The sequence below is a fragment of the Aeromicrobium sp. JP4 genome (genome assembly GCF_054957925.1).
On record NZ_CM143290.1, the window covers coordinates 628,835 to 644,716 of the forward strand.

A 15,882-nucleotide genomic window follows, 5' to 3' on the forward strand; every position below is an offset into this window, starting at 1 on the left:
CCGCATTCAACGAAGGCTCGCCTCAGTGAGCCGCACCTCACTCCCGTCGCGCCCACCGTGTGGGAGACCGGGCGGCGGTTCTTCACTACAATCGTGCCCATGCTTGCAAGGGGGATGCGCATCACGACGTGCGCGATGGCACTGGCCGGGGCGCTGCTGCTGGGCGGTTGCGGTGGCGACGACGGCTCCGACACGCCCGCCACCACGACGCCCACGCCGACCGCCTCCGCGCAGGACGAGGCCGTCGCGGTCCTCGAGGCCTACTGGAACGAGCGCGTCCGGGTCGAGACCTCGGGCGCCTACGACACGGCCGACTTCAGCCGCACCCTGGCCCCCTCGGAGACCGAGCCGATGCTCGCGCGCTACGCGCAGTTCGAGGCCGGGAACTTCCGCCGCACCGGCGAGCCGGAACTGCGGGACTACACCGCCACCGTCGACGGGACCTCCGCGATCGCCACGGTCTGCGTCAATGAGGACAAGTGGGGCGCCGAGGCCGACGGCGAGGTCGTCGAGCCCGAGGCCGCCGGCTGGTACGCCAGCAGCCACCGGCTCGAGCAGACCGACGGCACCTGGCTCATCGTGGGCGAGGCCGACACCCCGAGCGGGATCTCGTGCTGACCCTCGCCCGGCGCACGGGCGCCCTGCTGGCCACCGTCATGGTCACGCTCTTCGTGCTCATGGTCCCGGCCCACGCCGACCCCGTCTGCACCGCCTGGGGCGACACCGATCCCGCGGCCGACGGCCTGCAGTACGGCTGCATCACGTGGTCGGGCGGCAGCGACGATGGAGGCGGCGGCGACGGTGGCGGGGGCGGCACCCCCGCCACGCCCGAGTGCACCTTCTTCGATCTGTGGAACGAGTTCTGCCAGGGCAACCGCGCCTGCTACATGAACGACCCGGCCGCGATCCAGGACATCGAGAAGGCTCGCGAGGACGACCCGAGCCTGAAGGACAAGCCCGAGGATGCGGAGAAGCTCATCTTCACGTCGTGCAAGGAGAACGCCGACGCCGAGGAGATCCGCACCTACTACTGGGACACCGAGTTCGAGATGGTCACGATCCTCGACCGCATCGAGGCGGCCCGCGGCGCCCTGCAGCTACCCACCGTGACCGCGGTGTTCAACCCGCCCACGCGCACGCTGGTGAACCTCGACACCTGGTGGTGGGCCGAGGGCGCCCCCGCCGGCGAGGTCGTGGGCTCCCCCGCCCTCGGCATGCGAGCGATCGCCTCGCCGCGCGGCATGACCGTCAGCGCCGGCGGCCAGACGATCGACTGCCCGCTGGTCACCGCGAAGTCGGACGAGTGCTCGATGACGTTCCGGCGAGCCGGGGACTACCAGGCCACCATGACGATCACGTACGACATCCGCTTCGAGATGGGCGGCCAGGTCATCGACGTCCCGGCCGGCGCCCAGGACCTGCTCACGATCAGCACGACGGCCACGACCGCCGTGCCGGTCCTCGAAGTCCAATCCATCGTCACCGAGGTCGACTGACAGTAGGGTCGCCCCATGGGGGCAGCCGCAGCCGAGGTCGAGGCCGGGGGGCGCGCCGTGCGCGTCTCCAGCCCCGACCGCGTGATCTACGAGAAGACCGACCGCACGCCGGACATCACCAAGCTCGAGGTGGTCCAGTACTACGTGGCCGTCGAGGACGGGTTGATGCGCGCGCTGCGCGAGCGCCCCACCACGCTGGAGCGCTGGCCCAAGGGCGTCCGCGAGGACATGGTGATGGCCACCCGCGCCGACGGCCACGGCGACGCGTTTTACCAGAAGCGCGTCCCCAAGGGCGCTCCCCCGTACCTCGAGACGGTGCGCATCCACTTCCCCTCGGGCCGTCGTGCCGACGAGATCTGCCCCACCGAGATCGCCGTCGCCGCCTGGGCCGCCCACATGGGGACCATCACGTTCCACCCGTGGCCCGTGCGCCGCGCCGACGTCGACCACCCCGACGAGATCCGCATCGATCTCGACCCCCAGCCGGGCACCGACTTCCACGACGCGCAACGGGTCGCGAAGGTGGCCAAGGAGCTGCTCGAGGAGATCGGGATCCGCGGCTTCGCCAAGACCAGCGGCAACCGCGGCGTGCACATCTTCGCGAGGATCGAGCCGAAGTGGACGTTCACCGACGTCCGGCACGCAGCGCTGGCGTTCGGCCGCGAGCTGGAGCGCCGCGACGACGCCGTCACCACCGCCTGGTGGAAGGAGGAGCGGGGTGAGGCGATCTTCGTCGACTTCAACCAGAACGCCCGCGACCGCACCATCGCCAGCGCCTACAGCCTGCGCCCGAAGCCGGGTGCGCCGGTCTCCACACCCCTCACGTGGGACGAGCTGTTCGACGTCGAGGACCCGCGCGACCTGAACCTCACGACCGTTCCCGCGCTGCTGGAGCGACGACCCGACCCGTGGTCGGAGATCGACGACGTCCACCACTCGCTGCAGACCCTCCTCGACTGGTACGACCGGGACGAGGAGAACGGACTCGGCGAGATGCCGTACCCGCCGGACTACCCCAAGATGCCGGGCGAGCCGCGCCGCGTGCAGCCGTCGCGCAAGAAGGCCGACCAGACGGACTGACAACGCAACTGAGGGTTACGTCATGTTCAACCCCGACGTCCGTTCCACTGGCACGGGCCGTCCCGTCGGGCTCCCTCCGGCGGGGCGGTTCGCTACTGTCAGCAGGTGACCCAGAAGCAGGCGCCCGCGGGCTGGTACGACGATCCGGCCGGCGGCGGCGGACGCCGCTACTGGAACGGATCCGCGTGGACCGAACGTGTCGAAGTAGGTCGCTCCGCCGCGACGGAACCTCGCGCCACGGGCTCGCGGCAACGCATTCGCGACGGGTACATGCTGCTCAACGGCCAGGAGGTGCCGATCCGTGGCTCGCTGCCGCACCAGGCACGGGCCGGGATCAGCGGATTCGTCATCGCGGGACTGATCGCCGCCGTGGCCGTCGCCCTGCTGTTCCTCATGAGCACCGTCGCCCGCGACTCCTCGTCCGAGCAGGTTCCCACCGAGGTGGAGACGTTCCAGGTGGAGGACTTCGAGGAGTTCGAGCCCTGGTGAGTCAGATCAGCACGTCGCCGAGGTCGTAGCGCGCGACCTCCTCGAGCTGGTCGTAGGTGCAGGACTCCGGCTCACGGTCGGGGCGCCAGCGCTGGAACCGGCCCATGTGGCGGAAGCGGGCCTGGTCCCCCTCCCCCTCCATGTGCTCATAGGCGACCTCCAGCACCCGCTCGGGGCGCAGCGGCACGAACGACAGGTCCTTCGTGCCCGTCCACCGGCTCTGCCCGCCGGGCAGGCGACCTGACGCCTGGGCCTGCTCGTCGCGCCAGAGGTCCCACGGGTGGGACTCCCCCTCGGCCGGCTCCAGCGGCGCGAGCTCGTCGATGAGCTCCGCGCGACGCGCCTCGGTGAACGAGGCCGCGACGCCCACGTGCTGGAGCCGCCCGTCGTCCGCGTAGATGCCGAGGAGCATCGAGCCCAGCAGCGGCCGCTCGGTGGTCGAGTTCTTGTGGAGCCGGTAGCCGGCGAGCACGACGTCGGCCGTGCGCGCGTGCTTCACCTTGAGCATCGCCCGGCCGTTCGGGACGTAGGCCCCGTCGAGCTGCTTCGCGATCACGCCGTCGAGCCCCGCGCCCTCGAACGTCGTGAACCAGCGCTCGGCCTCCTCGGGGTCGGCGGTCACCCGGGTGACGTGCACCGGCGGCCGTGCAGCCGACAGGGCCTCGACGAGCGCCTCGCGCCGGACCGACAGCGGCTCGTCGAGGAACGAGCGGTCGTCCAGAGCGAGGAGATCGAAGGCCACGAACGAGGCGGGCGTCTCGCGGGCGAGCATGGTGACGCGCGACTCGGCCGGGTGGATCCGGTTGGACAGCAGGTCGAAGCTCAGCCGGCCGTCGCTGGCGATCACGATCTCGCCGTCGAGGACGCAGCGCTCGGGCACGTTCTGCCGGATCGACTCCACGACATCGGGGAAGTAGCGGGTGAGCGACTTGGTCGAACGGCTGGCGATCTCGATCTCGTCGCCGTCGCGGAAGACGATGGCGCGGAAGCCGTCCCACTTCGGCTCGTACAGGTGGCCGTCGGCGTGCGGCACCTGCTTCGCGGACTTGGCGAGCATCGGTGCCAGCGGTGGCATCACGGGCAGGTCCATGGCTTCAACCTGCCACACCTAGAATGTTCTGGTGCCCTCGACGACGACGACTCCCGCCGTGGAGGTTCGCGACCTCGTCATGCGGTACGGCCGCGGCGGCGCGGAGGTCCGCGCGGTCGACGGACTCACCCTGACGGTCGAGCCGGGCACCGTCACGTCGATCCTCGGGCCCAACGGCGCGGGCAAGACCACCACGATCGAGACCTGTGAGGGGTTCCGCCGCCCACAGTCGGGCCGGGTGCGCGTCCTGGGCCTCGACCCGGTGGCCGACGCCACCGAGCTGCGGCCCCGTGTCGGCGTGATGCTGCAGTCCGGCGGCGCCTGGCTGGGTGTCCGCGCCGGCGAGATGCTGCGCCACATGGCCTCGCTCTACGCCGACCCGCTGCCCGTCGAGCCCCTCGTCGAGCGGCTCGGGATGGCGTCGTTCGGCCGCACCTCGTACCGCCGCCTCTCCGGCGGTCAGAAGCAGCGCCTGTCCCTCGCCATGGCGATCGTCGGCCGCCCGGAGCTGGTGTTCCTCGACGAGCCCACGGCCGGGCTCGACCCGCAGTCGCGCCGCGCCACGTGGGACCTCGTCGACGAGCTGCGCCACCACGGCGTGACGACCGTCCTGACGACGCACTACATGGACGAGGCCCAGGAGCTCTCCGACCACGTCCACATCGTCGACGCCGGCCGCGTCATCGCCTCGGGAACGCCCTCCGAGCTCGTGGCCGCCGGTGCCCAGAACACGATCCGCCTGCGTACGCGCGCGGGCCTCGACCGCGACTCCCTGGTCAAGGAGCTGCCCGAGGGCGCCGCCGTGGCCGAGCCCGAGCCCGGCCAGTACGTGCTCACCACGGAGGTCGACCCGGCCGTCCTGCACCGCATCACCGGCTGGTGCGCCGCGCACGACGTCCTGATCGAGTCCGTCCTGGTCGAGCACCAGACCCTCGAGGACCGGTTCCTCGAGCTCACCGGGCGGGAGCTGCGATGACGTCCCTCGACCTCTCCCCCGCGCCGGGCGCGGCCTCGCGCCTGCGCCGCACCTGGGCCCAGACCGCGATGGAGCTGAAGCTCACGGTCCGCAACGGCGAGCAGATGGTGGTCACCTTCGTGATCCCGATCCTGCTGCTCGTCGTGGGCTCGCGATCCGACCGGTTCATCGACAGCGAGCAGCCGCTCGACGTGCTGGCGCCCGGTGTGCTCGCGCTCGCCATCGTCTCGACGTCGTTCACGTCGCTCGCGATCGCGACGGCGTTCGAGCGCCGCTACGGCGTGCTCAAGCGCCTCGGCGCCACTCCCCTGTCCCGCGGCGGACTGCTGGCCGGCAAGGTCGGCGCCGTCGCGATCCTGCAGCTCGCGCAGTTCGCGGTCCTCGGCGGGCTGGCCGTCGCGCTCGGCTGGCGGCCCGAGGCACCCGTGGCCGGCACCTGCTGGCTCCTCGTGCTGGGCCTGCTCGGCACCGTGGCGTTCGGCGGGCTCGGCCTGCTCCTGGCCGGCACCCTGCGCGCCGAGGCGACGCTGGCCCTCGCCAACCTCGTCTACGTGCTGCTCCTGGTCGGCGGAGGCCTGCTGCTCCCGCTCGACCAGTACCCCGAGGCCGTCCGCGGCCTGCTGGCGCTGCTGCCCTCGGGTGCTCTCGGCGAGGGGCTGCGCGACGCGTTCATGACCGGCTCGCCCGGTACGTTCTCCGTGGCGGTGATCGCCGCGTGGGCCGTGGGTGCCGCGGCAGCCGCCGGAAGGTGGTTCCGATGGGAGTGAGTGCGGTCTCTCGACGCACCGTGTCGAGGTCGACGGTCGAGAAGTGGGCGTGGGCCAACCTCGTCGCCAACACCCTGATCATCCTGACGGGTGGGCTGGTGCGGCTGACGGCCTCAGGCCTGGGATGCCCCACGTGGCCCCGGTGCACCGACGAGTCGTTCGTCCCCCACGGCGCCCTCGGCTGGCACGGCGCGATCGAGTTCGGCAACCGCATGCTGACGTACGTCCTGGTCGTCGTCGCCATCGGCGCCGTCGTCGCCACGTGGCGCTGGACCGGCGCCACGCGCACGCAGCTGCGCCTCGTGCTGGGCATCGCGATCGGCATCCCGTTCCAGGGCGTCATCGGCGGCATCACCGTGCTGACCGACCTCAACCCGTGGATCGTCTCGCTGCACCTGATCCTGTCCATGGCGCTGGTCGTCGCGTCCACCGTTTTCCTGGTCTCGCTGCGCGAGACGGAGGGCACGGTGGAACCCCGGGCGGCCTGGGTGGTGCGGGCGGCGTACGTCGTGCTGCTGGCGGCGATCTACCTCGGCACGATCGTGACGGGCAGCGGCCCCCACGCGGGCGATGCCGACGCACCCCGCAACGACCTCGACCCGGCCTGGTGGAGTCGGACCCACGCGATCTCGGTGTGGCTGTTCCTCATCCTGACCGTCGTCGCCATCGTGCTGCTGCGCGACCGCGCGCGCCGCATCGGCCTGCTCGTGCTGGTAGCCGGGCTGGCCCAAGGACTGGTCGGCTACGTGCAGTACTTCACTGATCTGCCGATCGTGCTGGTGGCGACACACCTGGTCGGCGCGGCCGTTCTGCTGGCGGTGACCACGTGGTGGTGGCTGGCGGCCCGGCCCGCCGCATCGTGAGCGTGCCCTCCTCGTCGACCGGATCGCCGGTCGGCACGAACCCGCACCTCTCGTAGAAGGCGATCGCGCCGGCGTTCTGCGCCATGACACGCAGCCGGAGCGGCCGCGTCCCCGTCTCGCGCACGACCGTCTCGACGAGCGCCACGCCAATGCCGCTGCGCCGGGCCTCCGGCGCGACCCACATCGAGATCAGCTCGGGCTCGTCACCGGGTGCCAGCCCGATCATCGCGACGTCCCGGCCGTCCTGCGTCGCCAGGAAGAGACGGCCCGGCGCGGCGATCCTCTCGCGCCAGCGCTCCTCGGTGTCGCCCCCCTCGATCCAGCGGTGCGCGCTGCACGCGAAGGCGGGGGCGTCCTCCTCGAGGGCGCGCAACCGGATCGCACGCCAGCGGGCCCAGTCATCGGGCTCGACGGGCCGGATCGGGGTCGTCACGGCCGGGCGTCGCGGCGCTGCCGGGACTGGCGGTACGCGGAGGTGATCATGACGACCAGGACGGTGCTGACGACCATGCCGAACACGACCATCCCCCAGCCCACGACGAACAGACCCGATTCGTCGTCGGACCAGCTCGTCCAGCAGGCGGCGGCCACGCCGACCACGGCGGAGACGATGACGCCGAGCAGCTCACTGCTGCGTGCGAGCCAACCGGCGGCGATGCCGATCACGATCAGGACGACGACGAGGCCGACCACCTGCAGCACGGAGTAGGTGTCGTTCTTGTCCATCCCGAGGAAGAGCCACCACGCGGCGAACGTGGCGACGGCCGGGAGGATCCAGGAGAGGAAGGCGCGCATGGCTCGAGCCTACGGCGCGTCAGGCGCTCAGCCGATGAAGGGATCGATCGCGGCGGCCACGAACAGCAGCGCCAGGTACGCGTTCGAGAAGTGGAACAGCCGCATCGGCTTGATGATCGACAGCTCCTCGGTCTCGCGGGCGCGGGCCCGCAGGTCGTAGGCCTCCAGCAGGAAGACGATGCCGAGCAGGATCGCCATCGACGGGAAGAACCAGCCCGTGTCGGCGACCGGCCACACCAGCACCGAGGTCAGGACCGTGGCCCACGTGTAGCGGACGATCTGGCGACCGACCTCGGCCGACGGGGCGACCGACGGCAGCATCGGCACGTCGGCGGCGGCGTAGTCCTCGCGGTAGCGCATCGCCAGCGCCCAGAAGTGCGGCGGCGTCCAGAAGAAGACGACCAGGAACAGCAGGATCGGGGTCCACGCCAGCTCGTTCGTGACGGCGGTCCAGCCGATCAGCGGCGGGAAGCAGCCCGCGGCGCCGCCCCACACGATGTTCTGCGTGGTGCGCCGCTTGAGGATCATCGTGTAGCCCACGACGTAGAAGACGTTGGCGGCGAGCGAGAGCGCCGACGAGAGCCAGTTGACCGTCAGGCCGAGCCAGGCGGTCGAGAGCACGCCCAGGATGAGGCCGAACTTCAGCGCGGCCTGCGTGCCCACCTGGTGACGGGGCAGCGGACGGCGCGCCGTGCGACGCATCTTCTGGTCGATGTCGGCGTCGACGACGCAGTTCAGCGCGTTGGCCGACCCGGCCGAGAGCGTGCCGCCGACCAGGGTCGCCACCACGAGCCACAGGTCGGGAACGCCCTGCTGCGCCAGGAACATCACCGGCACGGTGGTGAGCAGCAGCAGCTCGATGATGCGGGGCTTGGTCAGGGCCACGTAGGCGAGCACCACATCGCGGCGACTGGGCCGATCGATTCGGGTGTGCTCGTCGGAGGCATGCGGAGTGACGGTCACATGGCAGAGTCTAATGCCCGACGGATAGGCTCAAGACGCAGACCTCGTTCGACCAACCACGTGACGACCCAGGAGTGCCGCGGTGACCAACGCCCCTCATGCCACTGAACCGACGATCGACTGGTCGGACGTGGACGACCGCGCCGTCAACACGGCGCGACTGCTGGCGGCCGACGCCGTCCAGAAGGCCGGCCACGGCCACCCCGGAACCGCGATGAGCCTGGCGCCCGCCGCGTACCTGATCTACCAGAAGCTGATGCGGCACGATCCCGCCGATCCGTCGTGGATCGGCCGCGACCGGTTCGTGCTGTCGTGCGGCCACTCGAGCCTGACCCAGTACATCCAGCTCTTCCTGTCGGGCTACCCGATGTCGCTCGACGACCTCAAGAGCCTGCGCACGTGGGGCAGCCAGACGCCGGGTCACCCCGAGTACGGCCACACCCCCGGCGTGGAGGTGACCACCGGCCCGCTGGGCCAGGGCGTCGCCAACGCGGTGGGCATGGCGATGGCCGCCCGCCGCGAGCGCGGCCTCTTCGATCCCTTCGCCGGTCCGGGTGAGAGCCCGTTCGACCACGACATCTACGCGATCTGCTCCGACGGCGACCTGCAGGAGGGCGTCTCGGGCGAGGCCTCCTCCCTGGCCGGCCTGCAGGAGCTGGGCAACCTGACGCTGCTGTACGACGACAACAAGATCTCCATCGAGGACGACACCGACGTGGCGTTCACCGAGGACGTCGCGCTGCGCTACGAGGCCTACGGCTGGCACGTGCAGACCGTCGACTGGACCCACGGCGGCGGCGAGTACCGCGAGGACGTGCACGCCCTCGCCGACGCGTTCGCCTCGGCGAAGCTCGTCACCGACCGCCCCAGCCTCATCGTGCTGCGCACGATCATCGCCTGGCCCGCGCCGAACGCGCAGAACACCGGCGCGGCGCACGGCTCGGCGCTCGGGGCCGACGAGATCAAGGCCACCAAGGAGCTGCTCGGCTTCGATCCCGAGGTCGACTTCGCCGTCGACGACGACGTGCTCGAGCACACGCGGGGCGCGATCCAGCGCGGCGCCGACGCCCGCGAGGAGTGGCAGACCCGCTTCGACCTCTGGGTCACGGCCAACGGCGAGCGCAAGACGCTGCTCGACCGCCTGACGTCGCGCGAGCTGCCCGACGGCTGGGACGCCGACCTCCCGGTCTACGAGCCGAACGAGAAGGGCGTCGCCACCCGCGTGGCGTCGGGCGACTTCCTGTCGGCCGCAGCGCCGCACCTGCCCGAGCTGTGGGGCGGCTCGGCCGACCTCGCCGGCTCGAACAACACGACCCCCAAGGACCAGCCGTCCTTCCTGCCGCCGCAGAACTCCACCAAGAAGTTCTCCGGCGACTGGTACGGACGCGTGCTGCACTTCGGCATCCGCGAGCACGCGATGGGCTCGATCATGAACGGCATCGCGCTGCACGGCCCCACCCGGCCGTACGGCGGCACGTTCCTGGTCTTCAGCGACTACATGCGCCCCGCGGTGCGCCTCGCCGCGCTGCAGGAGCTGCCCGTCACCTACGTGTGGACGCACGACTCCATCGGCCTCGGCGAGGACGGGCCGACGCACCAGCCGGTCGAGCACCTCGCCGCGCTGCGGACGATCCCCGGCCTCGACGTCGTCCGCCCGGCCGACGCGAACGAAACCGTGGCCGTCTGGTCCACGATCCTGCAGCGTCACCACCGCCCCGCGGCGCTGGCGCTCAGCCGCCAGAACCTGCCGGTGTTCCCCCGCGACGGCGAGTACGCCGCCGCGTCGGAGGCCGCCAAGGGCGCCTACGTGCTGCTGGACTCCCCCGCCGAGCTGCACCACGCCACGCCCGACGTGGTCATCGTGGCCACCGGCTCGGAGGTGCAGCTCGCGGTCCAGGCGCGCAGCACGCTGGCCGAGCAGGGCATCGGCGCGCGCGTCGTCTCGATGCCGTGCCGCGAGTGGTTCGAGGAGCAGGACCAGGCCTACCGCGACAGCGTCATCCCGCCCCACGTGCGGGCGCGGGTGGTCGTGGAGGCCGGTGTCGCGTTCGGCTGGCGTGACATCGTCGGCGACGCCGGACGGATCGTCTCCCTCGAGCACTTCGGCGCCTCGGCCAACTACAGCGAGCTGTACGAGCGCTTCGGCATCACGGCCGCCTCCACGGCCGATGCGGCGATGGAGTCCATCCAGGCCGCCCAGCACGAGGGGGGCGTGCCGGTCTTCGCCCGACCGACCGGCCCGGTGCTCCCCGACACCACCCACTGACCACCATCTCAGGAGTGATCGACATGACCGAACGACTGAAGGCTCTCAGCGACGCGGGGGTGTCGATCTGGCTCGACGACCTCTCCCGCGAGCGCATCGAGACCGGCAACCTCGCCCAGCTGGTGACCGAGCGTCACGTCGTGGGCGTCACCACCAACCCGACGATCTTCGCGTCCGCTCTCGCCAAGGGTGAGAAGTACGAGAAGCAGGTCGCGGAGCTCAAGGCCTCGGGCGCCGACGTCGACGCCACGGTCTTCGCGATCACGACCAAGGACGTGCGCGACGCGTGCGACATCCTGCGTCCGGTCTACGACGCCACCGACGGCTTCGACGGCCGCGTGTCGATCGAGGTCGAGCCGGGCCTCGCCCGCGACACCGACGGCACGGTCGAGATGGCCGAGCGGCTGTGGAACGAGATCGACCGCCCGAACCTGCTGATCAAGATCCCGGCCACCCGTGAGGGCCTGCCGGCGATCGCCGCGTCGATCGCGAAGGGCATCAGCGTCAACGTCACGCTGATCTTCTCCCTCGAGCGCTACCGCGGCGTGATGGACGCGTACCTCTACGGCCTCGAGCAGGCGGCGGCCGAAGGTCGCGACCTGTCGAAGATCCACTCGGTCGCGTCGTTCTTCGTCAGCCGCGTCGACGCCGAGGTCGACGGCCGGCTTCCCGAGGACAGCCCCTTGCGCGGCAAGGCGGCGCTGGCGAACGCCTGGCTGGCCTACGCGGCCTACGAGGAGGTCTTCGGGTCCGACCGGGCCAAGGAGCTGCTCGCCAAGGGCGCGCACCCGCAGCGGCCCCTGTGGGCCTCCACGGGCGTCAAGGACCCGGCCTACTCCGACACCCTCTACGTGACCGAGCTGGTCGTGCCGGGCACGGTCAACACGATGCCCGAGAAGACGCTCGAGGCCTTCGCCGACCACGGCGAGGTCACCGGCGACACGGTCACCGGCCGCGCCGCCGAGGCCCAGCAGGTGATCGACGACCTCGAGGCTCAGGGCATCTCCTACGACGAGGTCGTCGAGAAGCTCGAGGACGAGGGGCTCCAGAAGTTCGACGACTCGTGGGCCGAGCTCCTCGAGACCGTCCGGGCCGAGCTCGACAAGGCCTGAGCATGACGAACCGGCTCCGCGTCCACCCGCCCCAGCACGAGTCGGTCGACGGTGCCGTCCAGGCGCTCGTCGCGGAACGGTTCGCCTCTCGGCTGTTCGCCGAGGACGGCACCCTCTGGGGTCCCGAGGCGGAGTCCGAGGCGTCCATCCGGCTCTCCTGGGTGACCCTGCACGAGTCCTCGCGCGCGCTCGTCCCCGACATCGAGGCCCTGCGCGACGAGCTCGCCTCCCGCGGCATCACGCGTGTGGTGCTGTGCGGGATGGGCGGCTCGTCCCTCGCGCCCGAGGTCATCTGCGCCGCCGCCGGCGTGTCGCTCGACGTGCTGGACTCCTCGCAGCCCGACATGGTCAGGTCGGCGGTCCACGACCTCGAGAGCACCGTCGTGGTGGTGTCGAGCAAGTCCGGCGGCACCGTCGAGACCGACAGCCAGCGCCGGATCTTCGAGCAGGCGTTCCGCGACGCCGGCCTCGATCCGGCCGGCCACCTCGTGATCGTGACCGACCCGGGCTCGCCCCTCGACGAGGAGGCCACCGCCGCGGGCTACCGCGTCTTCCGAGCCGATCCCCACGTCGGTGGCCGCTACTCGGCGCTGACGGCGTTCGGGCTGGTCCCCAGCGGTCTGGCCGGCGCCGACATCGGGGCGCTGCTCGACCAGGCCGGTGAGGTCGTGCCCTCGCTGAGTGACGACAGCCCCGAGAACGACGGCCTCGAGCTCGGCGCCGCACTCGGCGTCGCCGCCCGCGAGGGAGTCGACAAGGTCGTCCTGTTCGACCACGACGGTCACGGCCTCGGCGACTGGATCGAGCAGCTCGTGGCGGAGTCGACGGGCAAGGACGCCACCGGCATCCTCCCGGTCGTCGCCCAGTCGGCGACCGACCCCACCACGGCCGACGAGTTCGTCGTCCACCTCGGGACAGAGGACGTTCCCGACGCTCCCTGGGCCGCAGCGGTCCACGGCTCGCTCGGTGGACAGTTCCTGATCTGGGAGGTCGCCACGGCCGTCGCCGGACGCCTGCTGTCGATCGACCCGTTCGACCAGCCCGACGTCGAGAGCGCCAAGGCGGCGGCCCGCGAGCTGCTGGGCGGCGACGCCTCGCTCCCCGAGCCCGACCATGCCGGCGAGGTCGCCGACATCTACGGGTCCTCGGCGAAGAGCATCGAGGACGCCATCAGCGAGCTGCTCGGCCGGGTCGGCGAGCGGGAGTACCTCGCGCTGCAGTTCTACCTCGACCGCTGGTCGCTGACGGGGCTGGAGTCGCTGGCGCCGCAGCTCGCGGGACGGCTCGGACGGCCGGTGACGTTCGGCTGGGGGCCACGCTTCCTGCACTCCACCGGCCAGTACCACAAGGGTGGGACCCCGGTCGGAGTCTTCCTGCAGGTCACGTGCGACCCGGCGGAGGACCTCGCCGTGCCCGGGCGGGACTTCACCCTCGGCCAGTTCATCGTGTCGCAGGCCGCCGGTGACGCCCAGGTCCTGCGCGACAAGGGACGCCCGGTCCTGAGGCTGCACCTGCACGACGTCGACGCCGGACTGCGAGCGATCAAGGACGCCCTGGCATGAGCCCCAATCCCCTGCGCGATCCGCGCGACCGCCGTCTGCCGCGCATCGCGGGACCCTGCACCGTCGTGATGTTCGGCGTCACCGGCGACCTCGCGCGCAAGAAGCTCATCCCCGCGATCTACGACCTGGCCAACCGCGGCCTGCTGCCCCCGGGCTTCGGCCTCGTCGGCTTCGCCCGGCGCGACTGGGGCGACGGCACGTTCGCCGCCCTGCTCAAGAAGGCCGCGAAGGCCGGCGCCCGCACCGAGTGGAGCGAGACGGTCTGGAAGCAGCTGGCCGCCGGCATCAAGTTCGTGCCGGGCCAGTTCGACGACGACGACGCGTGGGAGGAGCTCGCCAAGACCCTCACGAAGCTCGACGAGCGGCAGGGCACCGGCGGCAACCACGCCTTCTACCTGTCGATCCCGCCGGGCCTGTTCCCCACGGTCGTGTCCAAGATCGACGAGCACGGCCTGGCCAAGCCCGGCACGGGCTGGCGCCGCGTGGTCATCGAGAAGCCCTTCGGCCACGACCTCGAGTCGGCCAAGGAGCTCAACCAGCTGATCGGCAACGTCTTCGAGGCCGAGTCCGTGTTCCGCATCGACCACTACCTGGGCAAGGAGACGGTCCAGAACATCCTGGCCCTGCGCTTCGCGAACCAGATGTTCGAGCCCGTGTGGAACGCGCAGTACGTGGACCACGTGCAGATCACGATGGCCGAGGACATCGGCATCGGCTCGCGCGCGGGCTACTACGACGGCATCGGCGCCGCCCGCGACGTGATCCAGAACCACCTGCTCCAGCTGCTGGCCCTCGTGGCGATGGAGGAGCCCGTCGCCTTCGACGCCGCGAGCCTGCGCGTCGAGAAGCAGAAGGTCCTGCGCAGCGTGCGGCTCCCGGACGACCTCGACAAGCACACCGCCCACGCCCAGTACGTCGAGGGCTGGGCGGGTGGCCAGCCCGTCGTCGGGTATCTCGAGGAGGAGGGCATCGACTCCAAGTCCCTCACCGAGACCTTCGCGGCGCTGCGCCTCGACATCGAGACGCGTCGCTGGGCCGGGGTCCCGTTCTACCTGCGCACCGGCAAGCGACTCGGCCGGCGCGTCACCGAGGTCGCGGTCGTGTTCAAGAAGGCGCCGCACCTGCCGTTCGAGAGCAACGACGTCACCGAGCTGGGGCACAACGCCCTCGTGATGCGGATCCAGCCCGACGAGGGCGTCACGATGCGGTTCGGCGCGAAGGTGCCCGGCACCACGATGGAGATCCGCGACGTCAACATGGACTTCGTCTACGGCGGCTCGTTCGTCGAGAGCAGCCCCGAGGCGTACGAACGACTCATCCTCGACGTTCTGCTGGGCGACCCGCCGCTGTTCCCGCAGCACCAGGAGGTCGAGCTGTCCTGGCAGATCCTCGACCCGGTGATGGATCACTGGTCCCGCAAGCGCTCGATCGACACGTACCAGGCCGGCACGTGGGGCCCGCAGTCCGCGGTCGACATGCTGGCGCGCGACGGCCGCGTCTGGAGGCGACCCTGATGGACCTGCTACTCGAGGACACGAACGCCGCGGCGGTGGCCAAGGCGCTGACCCGGGGCCGCTCGCTCGCGGGCAGTCCTGCGATGGACATGGTGCTGACCTTCCTCATCGTCACCGACGACGAGAACGTGGCCGAGGCGATGAAGTCGGCCAACGTCCTGCAGCACGAGCACCCCTCCCGCGTCCTGGGCGTGATTCTAGGCGACGGACGGGGCAAGCCGCGCCTCAACGCCCGCGTGCGGGTCGGCGCGGGCTCTCCGGGCGAATCCGTGCTGCTGCGCATGTCCGGCCCGCTCGTGAAGCACGCCGAGTCGGCCGTGCTGCCCCTGCTGCTGCCCGACTCCCCCGTCGTGGTCTGGTGGCCCGGGGTGGGCCCGCTGGAGCCCTCCCTCGATCCCATCGGTCGCCTCGCTCGCCGTCGACTGACCGACTCCGAGCGCACGCCGGCGCCGGTGCAGTGGCTGCACAAGCTCGCGCCCGGCTACGACCCGGGCGACACCGACCTCGCCTGGACCCGGCTCACGCTGTGGCGCGCCCTGCTCGCCGCGGCGCTCGACCAGACCTCGGGCTCGGCGACCGGCGGTCGCATCCTGGCCGACGACATCAACCCGGTCGCCGTCCTGCTCCAGGCGTGGCTCGAGTGCCGCCTCGGCGTGCCGATCGAGTTCGTCGACGACGACTCCGGCTCGCAGATCCAGCGCGTCACCCTGTTCACCGACGTGGGCGACATCGACATCAAGCGCACGAGCGAGATGAGCTGCGAGTTCAGCGTGCCCGGGTCATCGCCACGCGTGGTGCCGATCCGCCGCCGCACGATCCCCGAGCTGCTGGCCGAGGACCTGCGCCGCCTCGACGCGGACGAGATCTACGGCGAGACCCTGCAGCACCTGCACACCGGAAAGGACTGAG

16 protein-coding genes are annotated in these 15,882 nt (G+C 71.1%); 12 read left to right on the plus strand and 4 right to left on the minus strand.

Going from position 1 to position 15,882, the window contains the following annotated elements; all coding sequences use genetic code 11:
* The first annotated feature begins 99 nt into the window (after positions 1-99).
* From ACY1JX_RS03195 to ACY1JX_RS03210, 4 genes are all read left to right on the plus strand, one after another.
* Positions 100-618, plus strand: a complete 519-nt coding sequence (locus ACY1JX_RS03195; RefSeq protein WP_462565188.1) for a hypothetical protein — start codon at positions 100-102, stop codon at positions 616-618.
* On the plus strand, positions 612-1,496 hold the full coding sequence (locus tag ACY1JX_RS03200) for a hypothetical protein (protein WP_181755614.1): 885 nt from the start codon (positions 612-614) through the stop codon (positions 1,494-1,496). Before ACY1JX_RS03195 ends, ACY1JX_RS03200 begins: the two co-directional genes overlap by 7 nt.
* A 15-nt stretch (positions 1,497-1,511) precedes the next feature.
* A complete protein-coding gene (locus ACY1JX_RS03205; RefSeq protein WP_462565189.1) occupies positions 1,512-2,576 on the plus strand; it encodes a DNA polymerase domain-containing protein in 1,065 nt (354 codons plus the stop codon).
* Between the two features lie 105 nt (positions 2,577-2,681).
* Complete coding sequence (locus tag ACY1JX_RS03210; protein ID WP_462565190.1) at positions 2,682-3,065, plus strand: DUF2510 domain-containing protein; 384 nt, start codon at positions 2,682-2,684, stop codon at positions 3,063-3,065.
* Position 3,066: 1 nt separating this feature from the next.
* Here ACY1JX_RS03210 and ACY1JX_RS03215 read toward each other — a convergent pair whose 3' ends face one another.
* Positions 3,067-4,155, minus strand: a complete 1,089-nt coding sequence (locus tag ACY1JX_RS03215; protein WP_462565191.1) for an ATP-dependent DNA ligase — start codon at positions 4,153-4,155, stop codon at positions 3,067-3,069.
* Between the two features lie 31 nt (positions 4,156-4,186).
* On the opposite strand from ACY1JX_RS03215, the gene ACY1JX_RS03220 reads away from it, so the two are divergent.
* The 3 genes from ACY1JX_RS03220 to ACY1JX_RS03230 are packed head-to-tail and all read left to right on the plus strand — an operon-like array spanning position 4,187 to position 6,761.
* On the plus strand, positions 4,187-5,131 hold the full coding sequence (locus ACY1JX_RS03220; RefSeq protein ID WP_462565192.1) for an ABC transporter ATP-binding protein: 945 nt from the start codon (positions 4,187-4,189) through the stop codon (positions 5,129-5,131).
* The gene (locus ACY1JX_RS03225) at positions 5,128-5,898 is read left to right on the plus strand and encodes an ABC transporter permease (protein ID WP_462565193.1); all 771 of its coding nucleotides are present in this window, start codon (positions 5,128-5,130) and stop codon (positions 5,896-5,898) included. Before ACY1JX_RS03220 ends, ACY1JX_RS03225 begins: the two co-directional genes overlap by 4 nt.
* Positions 5,889-6,761, plus strand: a complete 873-nt coding sequence (locus ACY1JX_RS03230) for a COX15/CtaA family protein (protein ID WP_462565194.1) — start codon at positions 5,889-5,891, stop codon at positions 6,759-6,761. The genes ACY1JX_RS03225 and ACY1JX_RS03230 overlap by 10 nt, the downstream gene beginning before the upstream one ends.
* On the opposite strand, the gene ACY1JX_RS03235 is transcribed toward ACY1JX_RS03230, so the two are convergent.
* Genes ACY1JX_RS03235 through ACY1JX_RS03245 form a run of 3 tightly spaced genes read right to left on the minus strand, consistent with a single transcriptional unit; the run spans position 6,655 to position 8,519 of the window.
* Complete coding sequence (locus tag ACY1JX_RS03235; RefSeq protein ID WP_462565196.1) at positions 6,655-7,194, minus strand: N-acetyltransferase family protein; 540 nt, start codon at positions 7,192-7,194, stop codon at positions 6,655-6,657. The two genes, ACY1JX_RS03230 and ACY1JX_RS03235, sit on opposite strands and share 107 nt — an antisense overlap.
* On the minus strand, positions 7,191-7,556 hold the full coding sequence (locus ACY1JX_RS03240; RefSeq protein WP_462565197.1) for a hypothetical protein: 366 nt from the start codon (positions 7,554-7,556) through the stop codon (positions 7,191-7,193). Before ACY1JX_RS03240 ends, ACY1JX_RS03235 begins: the two co-directional genes overlap by 4 nt.
* Positions 7,557-7,583: 27 nt before the next feature.
* A complete protein-coding gene (locus ACY1JX_RS03245) occupies positions 7,584-8,519 on the minus strand; it encodes a heme o synthase (protein WP_462565198.1) in 936 nt (311 codons plus the stop codon).
* 82 nt (positions 8,520-8,601) lie between these two features.
* On the opposite strand from ACY1JX_RS03245, the gene tkt reads away from it, so the two are divergent.
* The 5 genes from tkt to ACY1JX_RS03270 are packed head-to-tail and all read left to right on the plus strand — an operon-like array spanning position 8,602 to position 15,881.
* A complete protein-coding gene (tkt, locus tag ACY1JX_RS03250) occupies positions 8,602-10,785 on the plus strand; it encodes a transketolase (RefSeq protein WP_462565199.1) in 2,184 nt (727 codons plus the stop codon).
* Between the two features lie 23 nt (positions 10,786-10,808).
* Complete coding sequence (gene tal, locus ACY1JX_RS03255; RefSeq protein WP_462565200.1) at positions 10,809-11,897, plus strand: transaldolase; 1,089 nt, start codon at positions 10,809-10,811, stop codon at positions 11,895-11,897.
* Between the two features lie 2 nt (positions 11,898-11,899).
* On the plus strand, positions 11,900-13,459 hold the full coding sequence (locus ACY1JX_RS03260; protein ID WP_462565201.1) for a glucose-6-phosphate isomerase: 1,560 nt from the start codon (positions 11,900-11,902) through the stop codon (positions 13,457-13,459).
* Positions 13,456-14,973, plus strand: a complete 1,518-nt coding sequence (gene zwf, locus ACY1JX_RS03265) for a glucose-6-phosphate dehydrogenase (RefSeq protein WP_181755604.1) — start codon at positions 13,456-13,458, stop codon at positions 14,971-14,973. Before ACY1JX_RS03260 ends, zwf begins: the two co-directional genes overlap by 4 nt.
* Positions 14,973-15,881: a glucose-6-phosphate dehydrogenase assembly protein OpcA gene (locus ACY1JX_RS03270; RefSeq protein WP_181755603.1), complete on the plus strand. Its 909-nt coding sequence runs from the start codon at positions 14,973-14,975 to the stop codon at positions 15,879-15,881. Before zwf ends, ACY1JX_RS03270 begins: the two co-directional genes overlap by 1 nt.
* The last annotated feature ends 1 nt before the right edge of the window (position 15,882 follow it).

Coding starts and splice junctions, on each gene's coding strand:
- ACY1JX_RS03195 (WP_462565188.1), top strand. CDS start 100: ATGCTTGCAAGGGGGATGCGCATCACGACGTGCGCGATGGCACTGGCC.
- ACY1JX_RS03205 (WP_462565189.1), top strand. CDS start 1,512: ATGGGGGCAGCCGCAGCCGAGGTCGAGGCCGGGGGGCGCGCCGTGCGC.
- ACY1JX_RS03215 (WP_462565191.1), bottom strand. CDS start 4,155: ATGGACCTGCCCGTGATGCCACCGCTGGCACCGATGCTCGCCAAGTCC.
- ACY1JX_RS03225 (WP_462565193.1), top strand. CDS start 5,128: ATGACGTCCCTCGACCTCTCCCCCGCGCCGGGCGCGGCCTCGCGCCTG.
- ACY1JX_RS03230 (WP_462565194.1), top strand. CDS start 5,889: ATGGGAGTGAGTGCGGTCTCTCGACGCACCGTGTCGAGGTCGACGGTC.
- ACY1JX_RS03240 (WP_462565197.1), bottom strand. CDS start 7,556: ATGCGCGCCTTCCTCTCCTGGATCCTCCCGGCCGTCGCCACGTTCGCC.
- tal (WP_462565200.1), top strand. CDS start 10,809: ATGACCGAACGACTGAAGGCTCTCAGCGACGCGGGGGTGTCGATCTGG.
- ACY1JX_RS03260 (WP_462565201.1), top strand. CDS start 11,900: ATGACGAACCGGCTCCGCGTCCACCCGCCCCAGCACGAGTCGGTCGAC.
- zwf (WP_181755604.1), top strand. CDS start 13,456: ATGAGCCCCAATCCCCTGCGCGATCCGCGCGACCGCCGTCTGCCGCGC.
- ACY1JX_RS03270 (WP_181755603.1), top strand. CDS start 14,973: ATGGACCTGCTACTCGAGGACACGAACGCCGCGGCGGTGGCCAAGGCG.